Here is a 13982-nt window from a genome sequence, read left to right as displayed (position 1 = left end):
CTCCGTTTCGACGGCATGGAAGAATCGCTAGTACGATACATCCCGTACTACGACACTCGTCAAATTACGATGAACCTCGTATAAGCGCGTGGACATGCGCGAGGCCCACTCCCGGTCCGTTTCCGGCCGGGAATGGGCCTCACGCGCCGCTGAGCGGCCCTGCGCGGGCTATCCGCGACGCCTCAGCGTGATGTCGGCGTCCACGCTGTAACCCTGGGTCCAGCTGCGTCCGGCGCCCGACTTCCAGGTGACATGGGCGGTGGTGCCGTCGATCCTGACGCCCTCCACCGTCATGGCCCGGTCGCCGTCCCGTACATCCCCTCGACGCAGTTCGCGCGCCTTGACGGTGACGGGCTCCGCCGACTGCGCGCTCTCGGCCTCGTCCGCCGCGAGGGCGAGAGCCGCCGCCAGTTCCCGGGCGCGGGCGGGGGTGCAGATCACAGTGAGCTCTCCCGACGGTGCCACGCCCCGAACCTGGACTCCCGCCCCAACGGGGGTCACCTCCAGGGTCGCAACGTGTCCGTCGCGGTCCTCGATCCCACTCGCCATCGCTCTGTCTCCCCTTGCCCGATGCGCCCTTCGGCTCAGTGCAGCCGGAGGCTCTCCGGCGGGCCCAGGTAGCTGGGCTTGAGGCCGCCGGTGTCGACCACCAGGTTCTGCAGCACCACCGTCGGGTCGACCATCCAGAATTTCAGCACATGGACTCCGGGACGGCCGATCCGGTGCACCGTACTGGTGACTTTGACGTTGTCCGAGGTGTTGCGGGCCCACTGGATGTTCATCGTGCCGTCGTCGGAACCCGTCACCGCCGTGACGTTCACCTTCTGCGGTGCGTCGTCGTCGAAGGAGACGGCGTACGTGAGCCCGTCGGAGGCGAGGACGTTGTTATGGGGCGACAGGTAGGCGTGGACGGTGACCGGTCCGGTCGTGAACAGGGAGACCCGGTACTCCAGCCGCGGGCTGTTGCCGTCCGGGGTCTGCCGGGCCGCGGTGACCGGGAAGGGTTCCATGCCGGCGCCGGTCCGGCCGATGCCGGGGATGCGCTGCCGGCTGATCCCGCCACCGCCGACGGAGCGGGAGTAGTGGTCGGCCTCGATGGAGACGTACCCGTTGGCCTCCACGAAGCCGTCGAGCTGCGAGCGGGACACCTTCGGGTGGTCGATGCCGCGTCAGAGGGCATCAAGCACAGCGAACTGCGCGTCCTGGCCACGGGTTCCAGACGCCTGTACTACCGCAACAACGGAAGCCTTCGCTGGACCACGCTGGTGAACGGGGCAGCCCCCGTACGCGCCGCAAGCAATGCCCTGTACTGGGCATCCACGTGGTAGAGGGCGACCATGAGGCGGTCGCGAGGGTCGTCGAGGCGGTCGAGGCGGTCGAGGAGGCCGGCGATGCGGTCGGAGGGCAGGGCGGTCGGCACGGTTCGGTTGCTGGTGAGGGAGATACTGCGGGCGGGATCGCGGAAGACGAGGCGTTCGCGCTCGAGGGCCCTGAAGAGGGAGCGCAGCGCGGTGTGCAGGCGGCGGGCCTGGTCGCCGCGGAGCGGGTCCAAGGCATCCTCGATGTACTTCTTGGTGATCTCGCGGGGATCGGTGAGCCCGTCGGCGATCCATGCTTCGAGGGTGTCCAGGATGGCGGCCACGTAGTTCTCGACGGTCTTGGGGCTGCGGGCCCGGATGGGGGTGTTGCCATGGCCGGGGAAAACGTCGATGAAGGTGTGCACCGCGGCGGAGAAGGCCGGGCGGCTGATGGTGGTGGCGTGGTGTGGAGCGCGGGCGATGCAGGGGTCGCTGGGTGGTTGGGCGTCGAGCAGGCCGCGTAGGCGGAGGTAGTTGATGACGCGGGCGCCTTGGAGGTTGGCGCGCATGGAGGCCGAGACCGCCGCCCGCCTGGTCCTCGACCTCGGCCGGGGCGCCCGGCCCGCGACCACCCGGTCGCTCCGGCCACCAAGCTGGTGGTACGCAGCAGCACCGCCGAGCCCAGCCGCCGACCTCTCCTGCCCGCACCCCGCTCACCCGGTCCGACCTGCGCTTTTATTCCGTTGCGGGCAGGCCGGGAACCGCGTACCTTCCCCCGCCATGACGACCCCCACCCTGCACACCGGGCGGCTGCTCCTGGAGCCGTACACACTCGCGGACGAGGACGGCTTCGTGGCGCTCTTCCAGGACGCCCGGGTGTCCCGGTGGATGGGTGACGGACCCTGTACCGAGTCCGAGGACCGCGCCCTGTTCGAGCGGATCTTCAGCAAGGTGTACGCACAGGAGCTCTTCGACGTATGGGCCGTGCGACAGGGCGGCCGTCTGGTCGGCCATGCGGAGATCAAGCCCTCCCCGTCCTCGGACGTGGACGGCCACGAGATCGTCTACGCCCTGGCTCCGGCCGCATGGGGACATGGGTTCGGCACCGAGATCGCGCAGACACTGACTTCGTACGGGTTCGATGTCCTCGGGCTCACCGAGGTGCATGCGACGGTGGCCGCCGAGAACGCGGCGTCGCTGGCACTGCTCGGCCGGATCGGCTTCCGGCACGTCCGGGACACGGTGGAGGACGACGGCAGCACGACCCGGGTCCTGACGCGCTCCGCCGGCGCCGGCATCGCCGGGGCGGATCAGCCGCGGTAGACGTCCAGACGGCCGCACATGCCGAACTTTCCGTACGCGGAGGGCTGTTCGGCGTGCACACAGGCGTCGGCGAGGTATCCGCTGTCACCGCGCGCCAGAGCGTCGAGCTGTCCGCCGGTCACCTCGGACGCGGCAGCGGCCCCTTTCTGCCAGCACCCCCGCCAGTCCTCGGTCCTGGGGCGTACGAGTGCGGCGGCGGCCCGGTGGAAGTCGGCGAGCGGTTCGGGGTCACCCGCCTCGGTGGCCCGGCGCAGCGCGAGAAAACCCTCGACGGCGAGATCACGGCGGGCGCGGGCGGCCCGCTCCTGTTCTTCTTCGGAGCCGTCGACGGGAAGGACGACCGCCGCCCGGTAGGCGTCGGGGTCCGCGAGGTGGCGGGGCGGCAGAGTGAGTACGGCGTCACCGGCCTCGGGCAGCCCGCTGTTCTCCATGAGGACAACGATGCGCAGCCCGTCCTCGTTGACCAGGCGGTGGATCGTCCCCGGCGTGAACCAGACCAGAGCGCCCGGGGCCAGTGGCGTCTGCCGGAACCCGGACGCGGTGAGGGTCTGCACCGAGCCCGTGCCCCCGACCACCACATACCCCTCGGAGCAGGTGAGGTGGAGATGGGGCGTCCCGCCGCGCAGGCCGTCCGCGGTGGGCCAGTCGTAGACCCGCAGGTGGGAGACGGCGACGGCACCGGGCAGCCCTTCGAAGGTCGGCACAGCTACTCCTCGGTCTCTCTGCGTCAGCGCCGGGGCAAGCGCTTTCCACACCTGCTGCACCGTACCGTCGCCGACCGCGGAAGCAACAGGGTCCGGGGACCGGAGCTGCCCTGCGGGCCACTGTCAGTGGTGGGGTGCAGACTGGCCCGTATCCGACACAACGGCGTTTCGGGAGGTTCGGCCATGACCGACGTACTACTCACCGTGGGTACCCGCAAGGGACTCTTCATCGGCCGCAGGCGCGGTGGCGCGTGGGAGTTCGACGGCCCGCATTTCAATGCCCAGGCGATCTATTCGATCGCCATCGACACCCGCAGGCAGGTCCCCCGGCTGCTGGTCGGCGGGGACAGCGCGCACTGGGGCCCTTCGGTCTTCCGCTCCGACGACCTGGGCAGCACCTGGGTCGAACCACAGCAACCGGCCGTGAAGTTCCCTCAGTTCACCGAGGCTTCGCTGGAGCGGGTCTGGCAGCTCCACCCGGCGGGCCCCGAGGCGCCCGATGTCGTGTACGCGGGAACGGAGCCGGCGGCGCTGTTCCGGTCTCAGGACGGCGGGGTGTCCTTCGAGCTGGTCCGCCCGTTGTGGGAGCATCCGACGCGTTCGAAGTGGGTGCCGGGCGGGGGCGGTGAGGGTCTGCACACGATCCTCACGGACCCCAGGGATGCCCGGGCCGTGACGGTCGCGGTCTCCACGGCCGGGGTCTTCCGCACCAGGGACGGCGGCGCGAGCTGGGCTCCGTCGAACAAGGGAGTGTCGGCGGTCTTCCTCCCCGACCCGGATCCGGAGTTCGGTCAGTGCGTCCACAAGGTGGCCCGGGACGCGGTCGATCCCGACCGGCTCTACCTCCAGAACCACTGGGGAGTGTTCCGGAGCGACGACTCCGGGGACAACTGGACGGACATCGGCCGGGGCCTGCCCTCCGATTTCGGATTCGCCGCAGCCGCGCACCCGCACCGCGCGGACACGGCGTACCTCTTCCCGATCAACGCCGATGCCGACCGTGTACCGGCCGAGCACCGCTGCCGGGTCTTCCGCACCGGCGACGCGGGCAACACCTGGGAGCCGCTGTCGGCGGGCCTGCCCGAGGAGACGCATTACGGCACGGTGCTGCGCGATGCACTGTGTACGGACGACGTCGACCCTGCGGGCGTCTACTTCGGCAATCGCAACGGCGAGGTGTATGCGAGCGCGGACGACGGGGACAGCTGGCAGCAGCTCGCCTCGCACCTGCCGGACGTCCTGTGCATCCGGGCGGCGGTCATCGGCACTTGACCGGCGTGGTCGTCAGCAGTGGAGCATGGCCGCGGCAGCAACTGCCCCGTCGATGCGGTCGGTCAGGATGCAGAACCGCACGACGTGGCGACCGGCGTGTACGCCGGCGCCGCCGGTCCCGGACCGGCGGCGGCTTCGGCTCATGGCAGCTGCCAGTCCACCGGCTGGGCCCCCTGGCGGAGCAGGAGTTCATTGGTGCGGCTGAACGGGCGCGAGCCGAAGAAGCCGCGGTCCGCCGACATGGGCGAGGGGTGCGCGGACTCGATCGCCGGGAAGCCGTCGAGGAACGGCCGCAGATTGCGGGCGTCGCGCCCCCACAGCACTGACACCAGGGGCTTACCACGCGCGGCCAGGGCCCGGATGGCCTGCTCGGTCACTTCTTCCCAGCCCTTGCCGCGGTGCGCGCCCGGTTTGCGGGGCGCCGTGGTGAGCGCCCTGTTCAACAGCAGCACGCCCTGGCGCGTCCAGGGCGTCAGGTCGCCGTTGGACGGTCGCGGAAGCCCAAGGTCCGTGTGCAGCTCCCGGAAGATGTTCTCCAGACTGCCGGGCAGCTGACGCACTTCGGGGGCCACGGAGAAGCTCAGCCCCATGGCCATCCCGGGTGTCGGGTAGGGGTCCTGACCGACGATCAGGACACGTACCTCGTCAAAGGGTCGCTGGAACGCGCGCAGAACGTTCGCGCCGGCCGGCAGATAGGTGCGGCCGGCTGCGACCTCCGCACGGAGGAAATCGCCCATCGCGGCGACGCGTCCGGCCACAGGGGCCAGCGCCTCGGCCCAGCCGGGCTCGACTACTTCATTCAACGGTCGTGGTGCCACGAAGCATCACTCTACCGGCGTACTGGACCCGCTCCCCGCCGCTGTGGCGGCTTCCGCCGCCGGTCTCCTGCGCCCCGAAGTCCCGCGTCCGGGACTCGGGATAGGCTGCCGCCGTCATTCGTCTTCTCACCTCTTCTCTGTCTGGAGCCGGTCCATGAGGTCACGCAGGCGTTCGCCGGAAAGCGGCGGTGCTCGTTGCGCCCGGTGGAGGCTGTCGTGACGGCGCAGACGGAGACGGACGCTTCGGCCGGCGCGACGGGTACGTCGGGGCCGTTCGTGCTCGGCGTGGACTCGGGCGGTTCCGGGTTGCGGGTGGCGCTGGGCAACGTCGGCATGTCCGCCCCGGTGGGCACGACTGTGTGCGCCGAGCCGGTGCGCACCGGACCTGCCGGGATCGATGCGGGTCATCTGCTGGAGCAACTGCTGCCCGCTGCCCGCCGGCTGCTGGAGCGGCACGGCAGCGGGGAGGGCACCGGGATCGCCGCCGTGGCGATCGGCGCCGCCGGTATGGCGACGCTCGGCGGACAGTTGCGCGCTGAGCTGCCTTCGGCCTTGGAGAGCGCGCTCGGGATGCGCCGGCTGGCTCTCGCCGCCGACGCGGTGACCGCCTACGCGGGTGCGGTCGGTCAGCGCCCGGGGGCAGTGGTCGCGGGCGGCACGGGCCTGATCGCGCTGGGTACGGACCTGACGAGCTGGCGCCGGGCCGACGGCTGGGGTCATCTGCTGGGTGACAGCGGCGGCGGCGCCTGGATCGGGCGGGCCGGGCTCGATGCGGCCATGCGGGCGCATGACGGGCGGCGCGGTGGGTCTGCCGCACTGCTGGCCCGGCTGGAGGCGGTGTTCGGGCCGGCACCGGAGCTGCCGGGACTGCTGTATCCGCGCACCGACCGGCCTGCGGTGCTGGCCTCGTTCGCGCCCGAGGTCGCCGCGTGCGCCGGGCATGATCCGGTCGCCGCGGGGATTCTGCGCGAGGCCGCCGGACATATCGCGGAGGCGGCCGCAGCGGTGTGTCCGAAGGCCGGAGCCGACGACGAACCGTGCGAAGTGGCCCTGACGGGCGGCTTGTTCCGGATGGGCGATCCATTGCTCGTACCGTTGCGGGAGGAGCTGTCCAAGCAGCTCCCGCAGGCACGCACGGTCCCCGGTTCGGGTGATCCGCTGACCGGTGCGCTGTCCATCGCCCAGGCATTGGCCGCCGGGGATCTGCGACTGCCCCGCCATCCGACGCTGCTCTGCGTACCCGGCCACGGGCCTGAGCAGGAGCCCCGATAGGTGCCGACAGAGCAGGACAGTCGACCGGTAAGCCTCTCATCGGATAAAAGCGGACAGATGACGCCCGGCCGGGCCCTCCCCGAACAGAGGGGCAACCAAAACCAGTAGCATGCGGCGCCATGAGCACCCCCACTGGGCCCGCTTCCGGCCTGCCTGTACGAATGCCGCGACCTCGCCAGTCCGGACGGCACCGCCGCCCGGAGCCCGTGGTCGCACCTGAGGGCGCTGCCGCGCTCGTTCTCGCCGTTCCCGGTACCCCCTCTTCGGCCACGCGCAGCCTGGTCGAAGAGGTGATCAGCATCGCCCGTTCCGAGCTGCCCGGCCTCAATGCCCGGATCGGCTACCTCGACGGCGACGATGCCGAGTACCCGAAGCTCTCGTCCGTACTCACCCACAGCGCCGCCGAGCGCATCGCGCGCTTCGAGCAGGCGCAGGCCGCGGGCCGCGAGGTCGCCGAGCCCGAGGGTCCGTCCGCCGTCGTGGTGCCGCTGCTCGCGGGGCCGGACAGCGCCCTGATCCGGCGCATACGGCAGGCCGTGATGGACAGCGGTACGCAGGTCGAGCTGACCGATGTGCTCGGCCCGCACCCGCTGCTCGCCGAAGCGCTGCACGTACGCCTCTCCGAGGCCGGTCTGGCCCGCGCCGACCGTGCCAGGCTCTTCACGGTGGCCACGGCCGCCGACGGCATCGTGCTGGCCACGGTGGGTGGCGAGGAAGCCGTGCAGGCCGCCGGGATCACGGGCATGCTGCTGGCTGCCCGGCTCGCGGTACCGGTGATGGCCGCCGCGCTCGATGTGGAGGGTTCCGTCGCGTCGATCGCGGAGCAGCTCACGGGCTCCGGCTCGGTGCAGCTCGCGCTGGCTCCGTACCTCGTCGGCCCCGAGGTGGCCGAAGGGCTGCTGGATGCCGCCGCGAAGGAGGCGGGCTGCGCGACGGCCGAGCCACTCGGCGCGTATCCGGCGATCGGCAAGCTCGTGCTGTCGATGTACACGACGGCGCTCGGTATCGCGCCGACGACGCCGCAGGGTGCTCAGGCGCACTGACCCATTGCCGGGTACGCCCGGCAGCGGTCTGTCATCGATCGGCGGGCGGGCTCGATCTCTCCGGCCCGCCCGCCGATTCGGCTGTGCATGGCGTGATGTCAGGCGAAGATCACGCAGGACGCGGCAGGGGCTTCCAGCGAGCCCGTGCGGTGCGGGATGCCGGTCGCCGGGTCGACGGCGAACCAGCTGACGTTCCCGGACCGCTCATTGGCCGCGTACAGCCATCGGCCGGTGGGGTCGAGCGCGAGATCGCGCGGCCAGTGCCCGCCGCAGCCCACGGTCGTGACCAGCGTCGCCTTCCCGCCCGTTCCGTCGAGCGCGAGAACGGAGATGCTGTCGTGCCCCCGGTTGGCCGTCCAGAGGAACCGTCCGTCGTGCGAGACGAGCACCTCGGACGGGTAGGTCGCCGTGTCCCCGCCCCGCACCGATTCCTCAGGCAGCACGGACGTCTCAGCGACCGGTTCCAGGGCTCCCGCGGCGGCGTCCCACCTGCATAGGGTGACGGTCGGTTCGAGTTCGTTCAGGACGTAGGCGTGGCTGCCCGCAGGGTGGAAAGCCAGGTGGCGCGGGCCCGTGCCCGGCCGCAGGGCCGTCTCGCCGTGCAGCCGCAACGCCCCGGTGGTCGTGTCGAGCGCGCAGATCCGTATGGAGTCGGTTCCGAGGTCCACACTGAGCACCCAGTTCCCCGACGGGTCCGGCAGCACCTGGTGTGCGTGCGGGCCCCGCTGACGGTCGGCGTTCGGACCGCTGCCCTCGTGCCTGAGCACGGTGGTGACGGCACCGAGGGAACCGTCCTTGCGCACGGACAGAGCGGTGACGCTGCCGGAGCCGTAATTGGCGGTGAGCAGGTGACCGCCCGCGAGCGCGAGATGGGTCGGGCCATCGCCTTCCACCGGCCGGAGCTCGCCGACCGGCTGCGGCACATCGCCGGTGATGTCGAGTGCGGCGGCCGCACCGTGCTCGGTCTCGCTGACCGTGTAGAGCACCCTGCCTCCCGGACCCGGCCCGTGGCCCACGACGAGATACGAGGGATCGGGAACAGTGTCTGTCGAGCCGAGGACGGTCAGGGCCCCGGTCTCCTGATCCATGGCGGCGGCGGTGATTCCCCGCCCGCCCGCCGAGGTGAACGACCCGATGAATACCCGTCCCGCGCCGTTGTCGCTGCCCACCGCACTGCTCGTCACCGCACTGCCCCTCTCCGCCGACTGAGCACGACCGCTCGTACCGTCGTGATCTTCCCGGGCGACGGTAGCAGTCGGCCCATCGAGGTCTGGACCAGGCCTCGGTTGCCTGGCCGGCTCTGCGGGGGGCGCTTCACACACCGATCAACGGGGAGCGCGGATCGCTGTGCAGCGGGGCGGCGAGCTCGGCGAGCGCCCGCTCCAGACCGTGCAGGTGGGCGAGCGCGGGCTCTGCGACGGTCTGGTGCGGCGGGATGCTCGGCACGCCGGCCCGCTGCGGCAGGTCCGGGGCCGTCAGCGCCTCCACGGAGGCTTCGACGCGCCAGCAGGCAGCAGCGAGGCGGGCGTCGTGGGATGCTTCCGGGTCCGCGGCGACGGAGGCCAGTCCGCGCACCTCGCGTGCGCACGTGTCCAGCAGAGCCAGTACCTGTCCTGCGCGGGCCTTTCGGGCGCGCAGTGGGCTCAGTGGATGCACCAGCGGGGCCAGAGACAGCCGCACCCGCCCGAGGAGCGCCTCCAGCTCGGCGATTCGGGGCGCCGGGTCGGCGGTCGTCGAGCCGGAGAGCCGCGCCGCGGCTTCCGCGGTGCAGGCATGCACGCAGCGCAGGGCCCGCTGGATCCACGCGTCGGTCGTGGCGTGTGTGGTGACCGGCAGCACGAGGAGCACCGCAAGCATCGCACCGAGCGCTCCGGCACCGGTCTCGGTGAGTCGCAGCATGAGCAGGGCCGGGTCCAGCACGCCGAGGAGTCCGTAGAGCGACCCCGCCATCACCGTCACGGAGAACACCATCCAGGTGTACGAGACCGCAGCGGTGTAGAAGATTCCGAAGACGCCGATCGCGACGACGACCGCGCTGGGCACGGCAGCGCCGTGCAGCGGGACGACGACGGCCAGGCCGATGGGGATGCCGATCAGTGTTCCCAGGACCCTGCGGAAGCCACGTACCAGCGTCTCGCCGCGCGAGGCGGTGTTCACGAAGACCCACCATGTGGCGCCCACGGCCCAGTACCAGCGCTGCTCGGAGAGGAGCAGCCCCGCCGTGAGCGCGATCGCTCCGCCGACGGTCGCCTGAATCGCCTGGCGCGTGGTCGCGCGGGCCAGCCCCTTGCCGGTCGTCGGGGTGGGTACGGCGGCGGCGGGCAGCCGACGCTCGTAGCACCACAGCCCGAAGCGGACGGTCGACGAGGCGAGCAGCGAGAGGGCGACCGCGGAGTACAGCTCGGGCAACTGCCCGGGCAGGGTGTGGAGGAACTGCGTGGTGAAGAAGGCCATGAAGGCGAACACGCCCAGTGAGTGGCCGCGCGGCCCCCATCGTCGGGCGTAGACGCCCAGGCCCATGACCGCGAGAAAGGCCGCGTCCCGTGCCAACGGATGGTCGTGAAGCCCTGCGGCGAGGGCGAGCACGGGAAAACCGACGGCAGGCAGCAGGGCGGTGGTGATCGCCTGATCGCGCACCGTGGCGTCCAGCACCGTGAACAGGGCCAGCAGCGCGGCAAGCCCGCCGGTGACGGCCGCGACGAGCGAATGACCGGCCAGACCGCACACCACGACGGCCAGTCCGATGCCGAGGACGGCCCTCAGACCGCTGCGCAGCCGCAGTCGGCCCGGGTCCGGGGAAACGAACATCCTCTTCAGCACGGCATGCTCCCGCTTCTGCATGCCGGCCCTGCACACCGGCATGAAAAAGGCGCCGCGGGGATCCGCAGCGCCATCGACGGGTACATCACAACATCTCTGCGGCCCGTGGCTCAAATGAGAGCGAAATCATTGGGCCATTGGCCCAGCCACTGGCCGCTGATGCACACCATGGGTAGACCAACGGACCGAAATGGGGCCGAACGCCGTCCGCGGCACCCCGGCACCTGTGTGCCGTCGCGTGGACGAATGTCCCATGCCGCCCCAACAGGGGCGGGAAGTCATCGGCGATGGGCAGGGGGCTGTGTGGGCAGTGTCGCAGTCACTTCGTAGCCGCCGTCAGGGGTGGCTCCGGTGGCGAGTTCACCTCCCAGCATCGCGGTGCGCTCGCGCATGCCGAGCAGACCGTGGCCCGCGCCGGCCGAGGGCGGGGCGGCCCGCTCCGGCGGGGTGTTGGTGACCCGGACCGTGACGGCCGACGGGTGGTGGCCGATCTCCACCCGCACCTTTGCGCCCGGTGCGTGACGCATCGCGTTGCTGAGCGCCTCCTGCACGATGCGGAACGCCGACAGCTCGACGCCCGGCGACAGCGGATGCCGCTCCCCGGTGGTCTCTGCGGTGACCGAGAGCCCGGCGCCGCGCGCGTTGTCGATCAGATCGTCCAGCCGGTCGAGGGTGGGCTGCGGGGCGTGTCTCGCCGCCTGCGGCACGGGGTCCTCGGAGCGCAGTACGCCGAGCACCCGGCGCAGTTCGGTGAGCGCGTCGACCGCATTCTCGCGGATGCCCGCGAGGTTCTCCTTGAGCTCGTCGGACGGATTCTCGACCAGGTGCGGGGCGACCTGCGCCTGGATGGAGATGACCGACATGTGGTGGGCGACCACGTCGTGCAACTCGCGGGCGATCCGGTTGCGCTCCTCCAGAAGAGTGCGCCGGTTGCGCTCCTCGGCGGTGAGTTCCTCCTGTGCGACCAGCTGGGTACGCGCCACCCCGGTGCCACGCAACGCGGCGCCGACCACCACGGCGACGACGAGAACCGCGACGGCGAGGTGGACGTCGTTGCTCCGGCGCCAGGGGGCAGCTGCGCCGCAGGCAAGACCCGCCACGACACTGATCGTCAGCGTCTCGGCGGCGATCCGGGGCCGGACCCGCAGTGCGAGCAGGAACAGCACCCCGGCCTGCAGCGCGATCCCGGCTCCGCTCCACGCGATCCCGGCTCTGCTCCAGGGGGACAGCATGCCGCCGGGACCGGAGGCTTTGGCGAAGGGAGTGATCACGACCGTGACGAGCATCAACACCCACCAGGCCGGGATGGGGCGGAACAGTGCGACGACGATCGCGGACGACTGGATACCGGCGAACAGAATGCCGAGCTGTATGCCCATCCCGTACTCGGAGGCGTACTGGTTCGTGTTGAAGAGGAAAATGCTCAGCGCGAACATCACCAACGGCACCACGAGAGCCGGCCGCCACTCCAGCCAGCGCGGCCGCCGCGCATCCGGGGTCGGGTCGGCCGCCGACGTCACCAGATCTTCGCGCAGGGTACGGGGCAACGCCCGCAGGACCTCCGCCGACCGCCTCACCATGTCCCCCCGCTTCACAGAACTCACCTTAGGCCGACCGGCACATGGGGGGTGGAAGGAGCGGGGCTGGGTGCGTGCAACTGCAAGGCGGAGGAGGGAGGCAACGCGAAGAGGGTCCCCCCATGCCTTCAGGGCTATGGGGGAGTTGTCGACCGACGACGACGCCGCAGATGTGCGTGCCCAGCCCCGCGACGCCGCCCCCCCCTGTGCCGGTCGGTCTCAAGCGCGCCGCGCCTCCGCCGACCGGGCGGGACGTCCCTTGCGGACGACCATGCTCTTCTTTCGCGGCCGCCCCTGCTCGTAACCACGGAACGCCACCCAGCAGATCAGCAACGCCACGGCGAACACGGGCAGCCAGGACAGCCGGGCGAGAACCCAGCCGGGGACGTCGGGGACGGTGTGCAGACCCGGCAGGGTCCCGCCCGCCAACAGGCCTGTCGCGGTGACCGCGATCATCGCGGTCTGGTGCCACAGGAAGATCGTCATCGCGGAGAGGTTCACCGTCGCCACCACCGCCCAGACGGCCGGGCGTTGCAGCACCCGGCGCAGCGGGCCGAGCAGCAGCAGTGCCGCTCCGCACTGCGCGAGGCCGAAGGTGACCACGGCGAGGGTCGGCGGGTCGAGATTGGAGATCGCCAGGCCGGGCACCCCGACCATGGCTGCCGGGTAGCCGGCCCAGAGGACGAGTCCGGCGGTGGCGGCGGCTCCGCCGAGCAGCAGCGTCCAGCCGGCCCTGCGACTGTGCAGTTCGCCGCGGGCCCGGGCCGCGCCCAGGCAGTACGGAACCAGCCAGCCGGCAACCACGTTGACCGAGGCGAACTCTCCGGGCGCGTCCAGGCCGAACCGGTAGAGGTCGGTGATCAGCACGACGGCGAACGGCCACAGCGGATGCAGCTTCGCCACCAGTGGGGTCGCCGCCGTCAGCGCCGCGAAGACCGCCAGGAACCAGAGCGGGGACCACACGAGCTTGCACAGCGCGCGCACGGTGTCCTGGTCCACCCCGGAGGCGAGCATCGTGCACGCCGCCACGGTCCATACGACCAGCACGACGACCACCGGCCGCAGGAGCCGGGCCATCCGCGTACGGAGCCACCGGCCGTAGTTCTCGCCACGGGCGCGGGCGGAGGCGTAACTCTTCGCGCCGACCTGTCCGCCGACCAGGAAGAAGATGGCAAGGGTCTGGAACACCCAGGAGACCGGGGTGAATTGGGGCATGTACTGGAGCGGGCTGGAGCCGTGGATGGTGCCGCTGTCGACGACCAGTGCGGTCACCAGCCAGTGGCCGAGAACCACGCCGAGGATGGCGATGGCGCGCAGGGCGTCGGTCGCGCGGTCACGGTCGCCAGGAGTGGCGGAGTCTATCCGCCGGACGAAGTCACGCATGGCGCTCTCCCGAGGGCTTTGCGGACGTAGCCGTTGCGGCCACGATCCGGGCGATGTTCTTCAGCGGTGAGGAACCGTGCTTCAGGTAGTCGCTGTGGCCGCCGTCGCCCGCCGCGAAGATCTCGGTGCCGAACTCGGGCGAGACCGGGTCCGTCGCGAACCCGATGTCCATAAGGGCAGTTGGAGCTTCATGTGCGGCACATCGGCGCGCCATGGCGTCCTGCGCGGTCAGCAGGCCGCGAGGCAGGCGGCCTCTGCGCGGACGGAACGACATGGCGGGTTGTTCCTTCCGTACCGGATGGCTGCGCTGCTTCGGGTACAGAAGCTATGGAGAGGGCCTTGTAATCCGCGTCCCACCAGGGTGTGAACCTTTTTTGTAGCTCTACAGGACTACGGGTATGAGATGCGGGTGAGGGTGCGTCGGATCGCTCCGACGGGGCTGCTGCCGGGCCATTGGTACAGTCGCAGCCCG

General features: G+C 71.0%; 13 protein-coding genes and 1 pseudogene. 4 read left to right on the top strand and 10 right to left on the bottom strand.

The window, feature by feature from the left end:
* Window positions 1–168 precede the first annotated feature (168 nt).
* From NRF20_RS38710 to NRF20_RS38700, 3 genes and pseudogenes are all read right to left on the bottom strand, one after another.
* Window positions 169–549, bottom strand: a complete 381-nt coding sequence (locus NRF20_RS38710) for a hypothetical protein (protein WP_398633299.1) — start codon at window positions 547–549, stop codon at window positions 169–171.
* Between the two features lie 35 nt (window positions 550–584).
* Window positions 585–1154, bottom strand: a pseudogene (locus NRF20_RS38705) (glycosyl hydrolase); the annotation flags it as partial.
* A gap of 74 nt (window positions 1155–1228) precedes the next feature.
* Entirely contained in the window at window positions 1229–1867 is a 639-nt protein-coding gene (locus NRF20_RS38700; protein ID WP_413754080.1) for a hypothetical protein, read from the bottom strand.
* Window positions 1868–2078: 211 nt separating this feature from the next.
* Here NRF20_RS38700 and NRF20_RS38695 point away from each other — a divergent pair, with 211 nt between their 5' ends.
* Window positions 2079–2621, top strand: coding sequence for a GNAT family N-acetyltransferase (locus NRF20_RS38695; RefSeq protein WP_413754079.1), 543 nt, complete (start codon window positions 2079–2081; stop codon window positions 2619–2621).
* On the opposite strand, the gene NRF20_RS38690 is transcribed toward NRF20_RS38695, so the two are convergent.
* Entirely contained in the window at window positions 2609–3325 is a 717-nt protein-coding gene (locus tag NRF20_RS38690; protein WP_398633296.1) for a cupin domain-containing protein, read from the bottom strand. The two genes, NRF20_RS38695 and NRF20_RS38690, sit on opposite strands and share 13 nt — an antisense overlap.
* A 183-nt stretch (window positions 3326–3508) precedes the next feature.
* On the opposite strand from NRF20_RS38690, the gene NRF20_RS38685 reads away from it, so the two are divergent.
* Window positions 3509–4597 carry a WD40/YVTN/BNR-like repeat-containing protein gene (locus NRF20_RS38685; protein WP_398633295.1) on the top strand — a complete coding sequence of 363 codons (1089 nt, stop codon included), beginning with the start codon at window positions 3509–3511 and terminating at the stop codon, window positions 4595–4597.
* Between the two features lie 140 nt (window positions 4598–4737).
* Here NRF20_RS38685 and NRF20_RS38680 read toward each other — a convergent pair whose 3' ends face one another.
* A complete protein-coding gene (locus NRF20_RS38680) occupies window positions 4738–5415 on the bottom strand; it encodes a uracil-DNA glycosylase (protein WP_398633294.1) in 678 nt (225 codons plus the stop codon).
* A 216-nt stretch (window positions 5416–5631) separates the two neighbouring features.
* On the opposite strand from NRF20_RS38680, the gene NRF20_RS38675 reads away from it, so the two are divergent.
* Window positions 5632–6687 carry an N-acetylglucosamine kinase gene (locus tag NRF20_RS38675; RefSeq protein WP_398633293.1) on the top strand — a complete coding sequence of 352 codons (1056 nt, stop codon included), beginning with the start codon at window positions 5632–5634 and terminating at the stop codon, window positions 6685–6687.
* Window positions 6688–6806: 119 nt separating this feature from the next.
* The gene (locus NRF20_RS38670) at window positions 6807–7730 is read left to right on the top strand and encodes a sirohydrochlorin chelatase (protein ID WP_266364016.1); all 924 of its coding nucleotides are present in this window, start codon (window positions 6807–6809) and stop codon (window positions 7728–7730) included.
* 98 nt (window positions 7731–7828) lie between these two features.
* On the opposite strand, the gene NRF20_RS38665 is transcribed toward NRF20_RS38670, so the two are convergent.
* The 5 genes from NRF20_RS38665 to NRF20_RS38645 all read right to left on the bottom strand — a co-directional run bounded on the left by NRF20_RS38665 (window position 7829) and on the right by NRF20_RS38645 (window position 13784).
* The gene (locus NRF20_RS38665; RefSeq protein WP_398633325.1) at window positions 7829–8899 is read right to left on the bottom strand and encodes a lactonase family protein; all 1071 of its coding nucleotides are present in this window, start codon (window positions 8897–8899) and stop codon (window positions 7829–7831) included.
* A 145-nt stretch (window positions 8900–9044) separates the two neighbouring features.
* Window positions 9045–10550 carry an FUSC family protein gene (locus NRF20_RS38660; protein WP_398633292.1) on the bottom strand — a complete coding sequence of 502 codons (1506 nt, stop codon included), beginning with the start codon at window positions 10548–10550 and terminating at the stop codon, window positions 9045–9047.
* Between the two features lie 278 nt (window positions 10551–10828).
* The gene (locus NRF20_RS38655) at window positions 10829–12130 is read right to left on the bottom strand and encodes a sensor histidine kinase (RefSeq protein WP_413754650.1); all 1302 of its coding nucleotides are present in this window, start codon (window positions 12128–12130) and stop codon (window positions 10829–10831) included.
* A 216-nt stretch (window positions 12131–12346) separates the two neighbouring features.
* Complete coding sequence (locus NRF20_RS38650; protein ID WP_398633291.1) at window positions 12347–13510, bottom strand: acyltransferase; 1164 nt, start codon at window positions 13508–13510, stop codon at window positions 12347–12349.
* A complete protein-coding gene (locus NRF20_RS38645) occupies window positions 13503–13784 on the bottom strand; it encodes a hypothetical protein (protein WP_398633290.1) in 282 nt (93 codons plus the stop codon). Before NRF20_RS38645 ends, NRF20_RS38650 begins: the two co-directional genes overlap by 8 nt.
* Window positions 13785–13982 lie beyond the last annotated feature (198 nt).

Source organism: Streptomyces sp. R-74717 (assembly GCF_047305335.1).
Taxonomy (GTDB): Bacteria; Actinomycetota; Actinomycetes; order Streptomycetales; family Streptomycetaceae; genus Streptomyces; species Streptomyces atratus.
Note: the sequence above shows the minus strand (reverse complement) of the source record. Positions and strands in the feature narration are given on the sequence as shown.

What these genes read in the sequence shown, in the direction of transcription:
- NRF20_RS38695 (WP_413754079.1), top strand. Translation starts at nt 2,079, where the DNA reads ATGACGACCCCCACCCTGCACACCGGGCGGCTGCTCCTGGAGCCGTAC.
- NRF20_RS38685 (WP_398633295.1), top strand. Translation starts at nt 3,509, where the DNA reads ATGACCGACGTACTACTCACCGTGGGTACCCGCAAGGGACTCTTCATC.
- NRF20_RS38655 (WP_413754650.1), bottom strand. Translation starts at nt 12,130, where the DNA reads ATGGTGAGGCGGTCGGCGGAGGTCCTGCGGGCGTTGCCCCGTACCCTG.
- NRF20_RS38710 (WP_398633299.1), bottom strand. Translation starts at nt 549, where the DNA reads ATGGCGAGTGGGATCGAGGACCGCGACGGACACGTTGCGACCCTGGAG.
- NRF20_RS38700 (WP_413754080.1), bottom strand. Translation starts at nt 1,867, where the DNA reads ATGCGCGCCAACCTCCAAGGCGCCCGCGTCATCAACTACCTCCGCCTA.
- NRF20_RS38645 (WP_398633290.1), bottom strand. Translation starts at nt 13,784, where the DNA reads ATGTCGTTCCGTCCGCGCAGAGGCCGCCTGCCTCGCGGCCTGCTGACC.
- NRF20_RS38650 (WP_398633291.1), bottom strand. Translation starts at nt 13,510, where the DNA reads ATGCGTGACTTCGTCCGGCGGATAGACTCCGCCACTCCTGGCGACCGT.
- NRF20_RS38670 (WP_266364016.1), top strand. Translation starts at nt 6,807, where the DNA reads ATGAGCACCCCCACTGGGCCCGCTTCCGGCCTGCCTGTACGAATGCCG.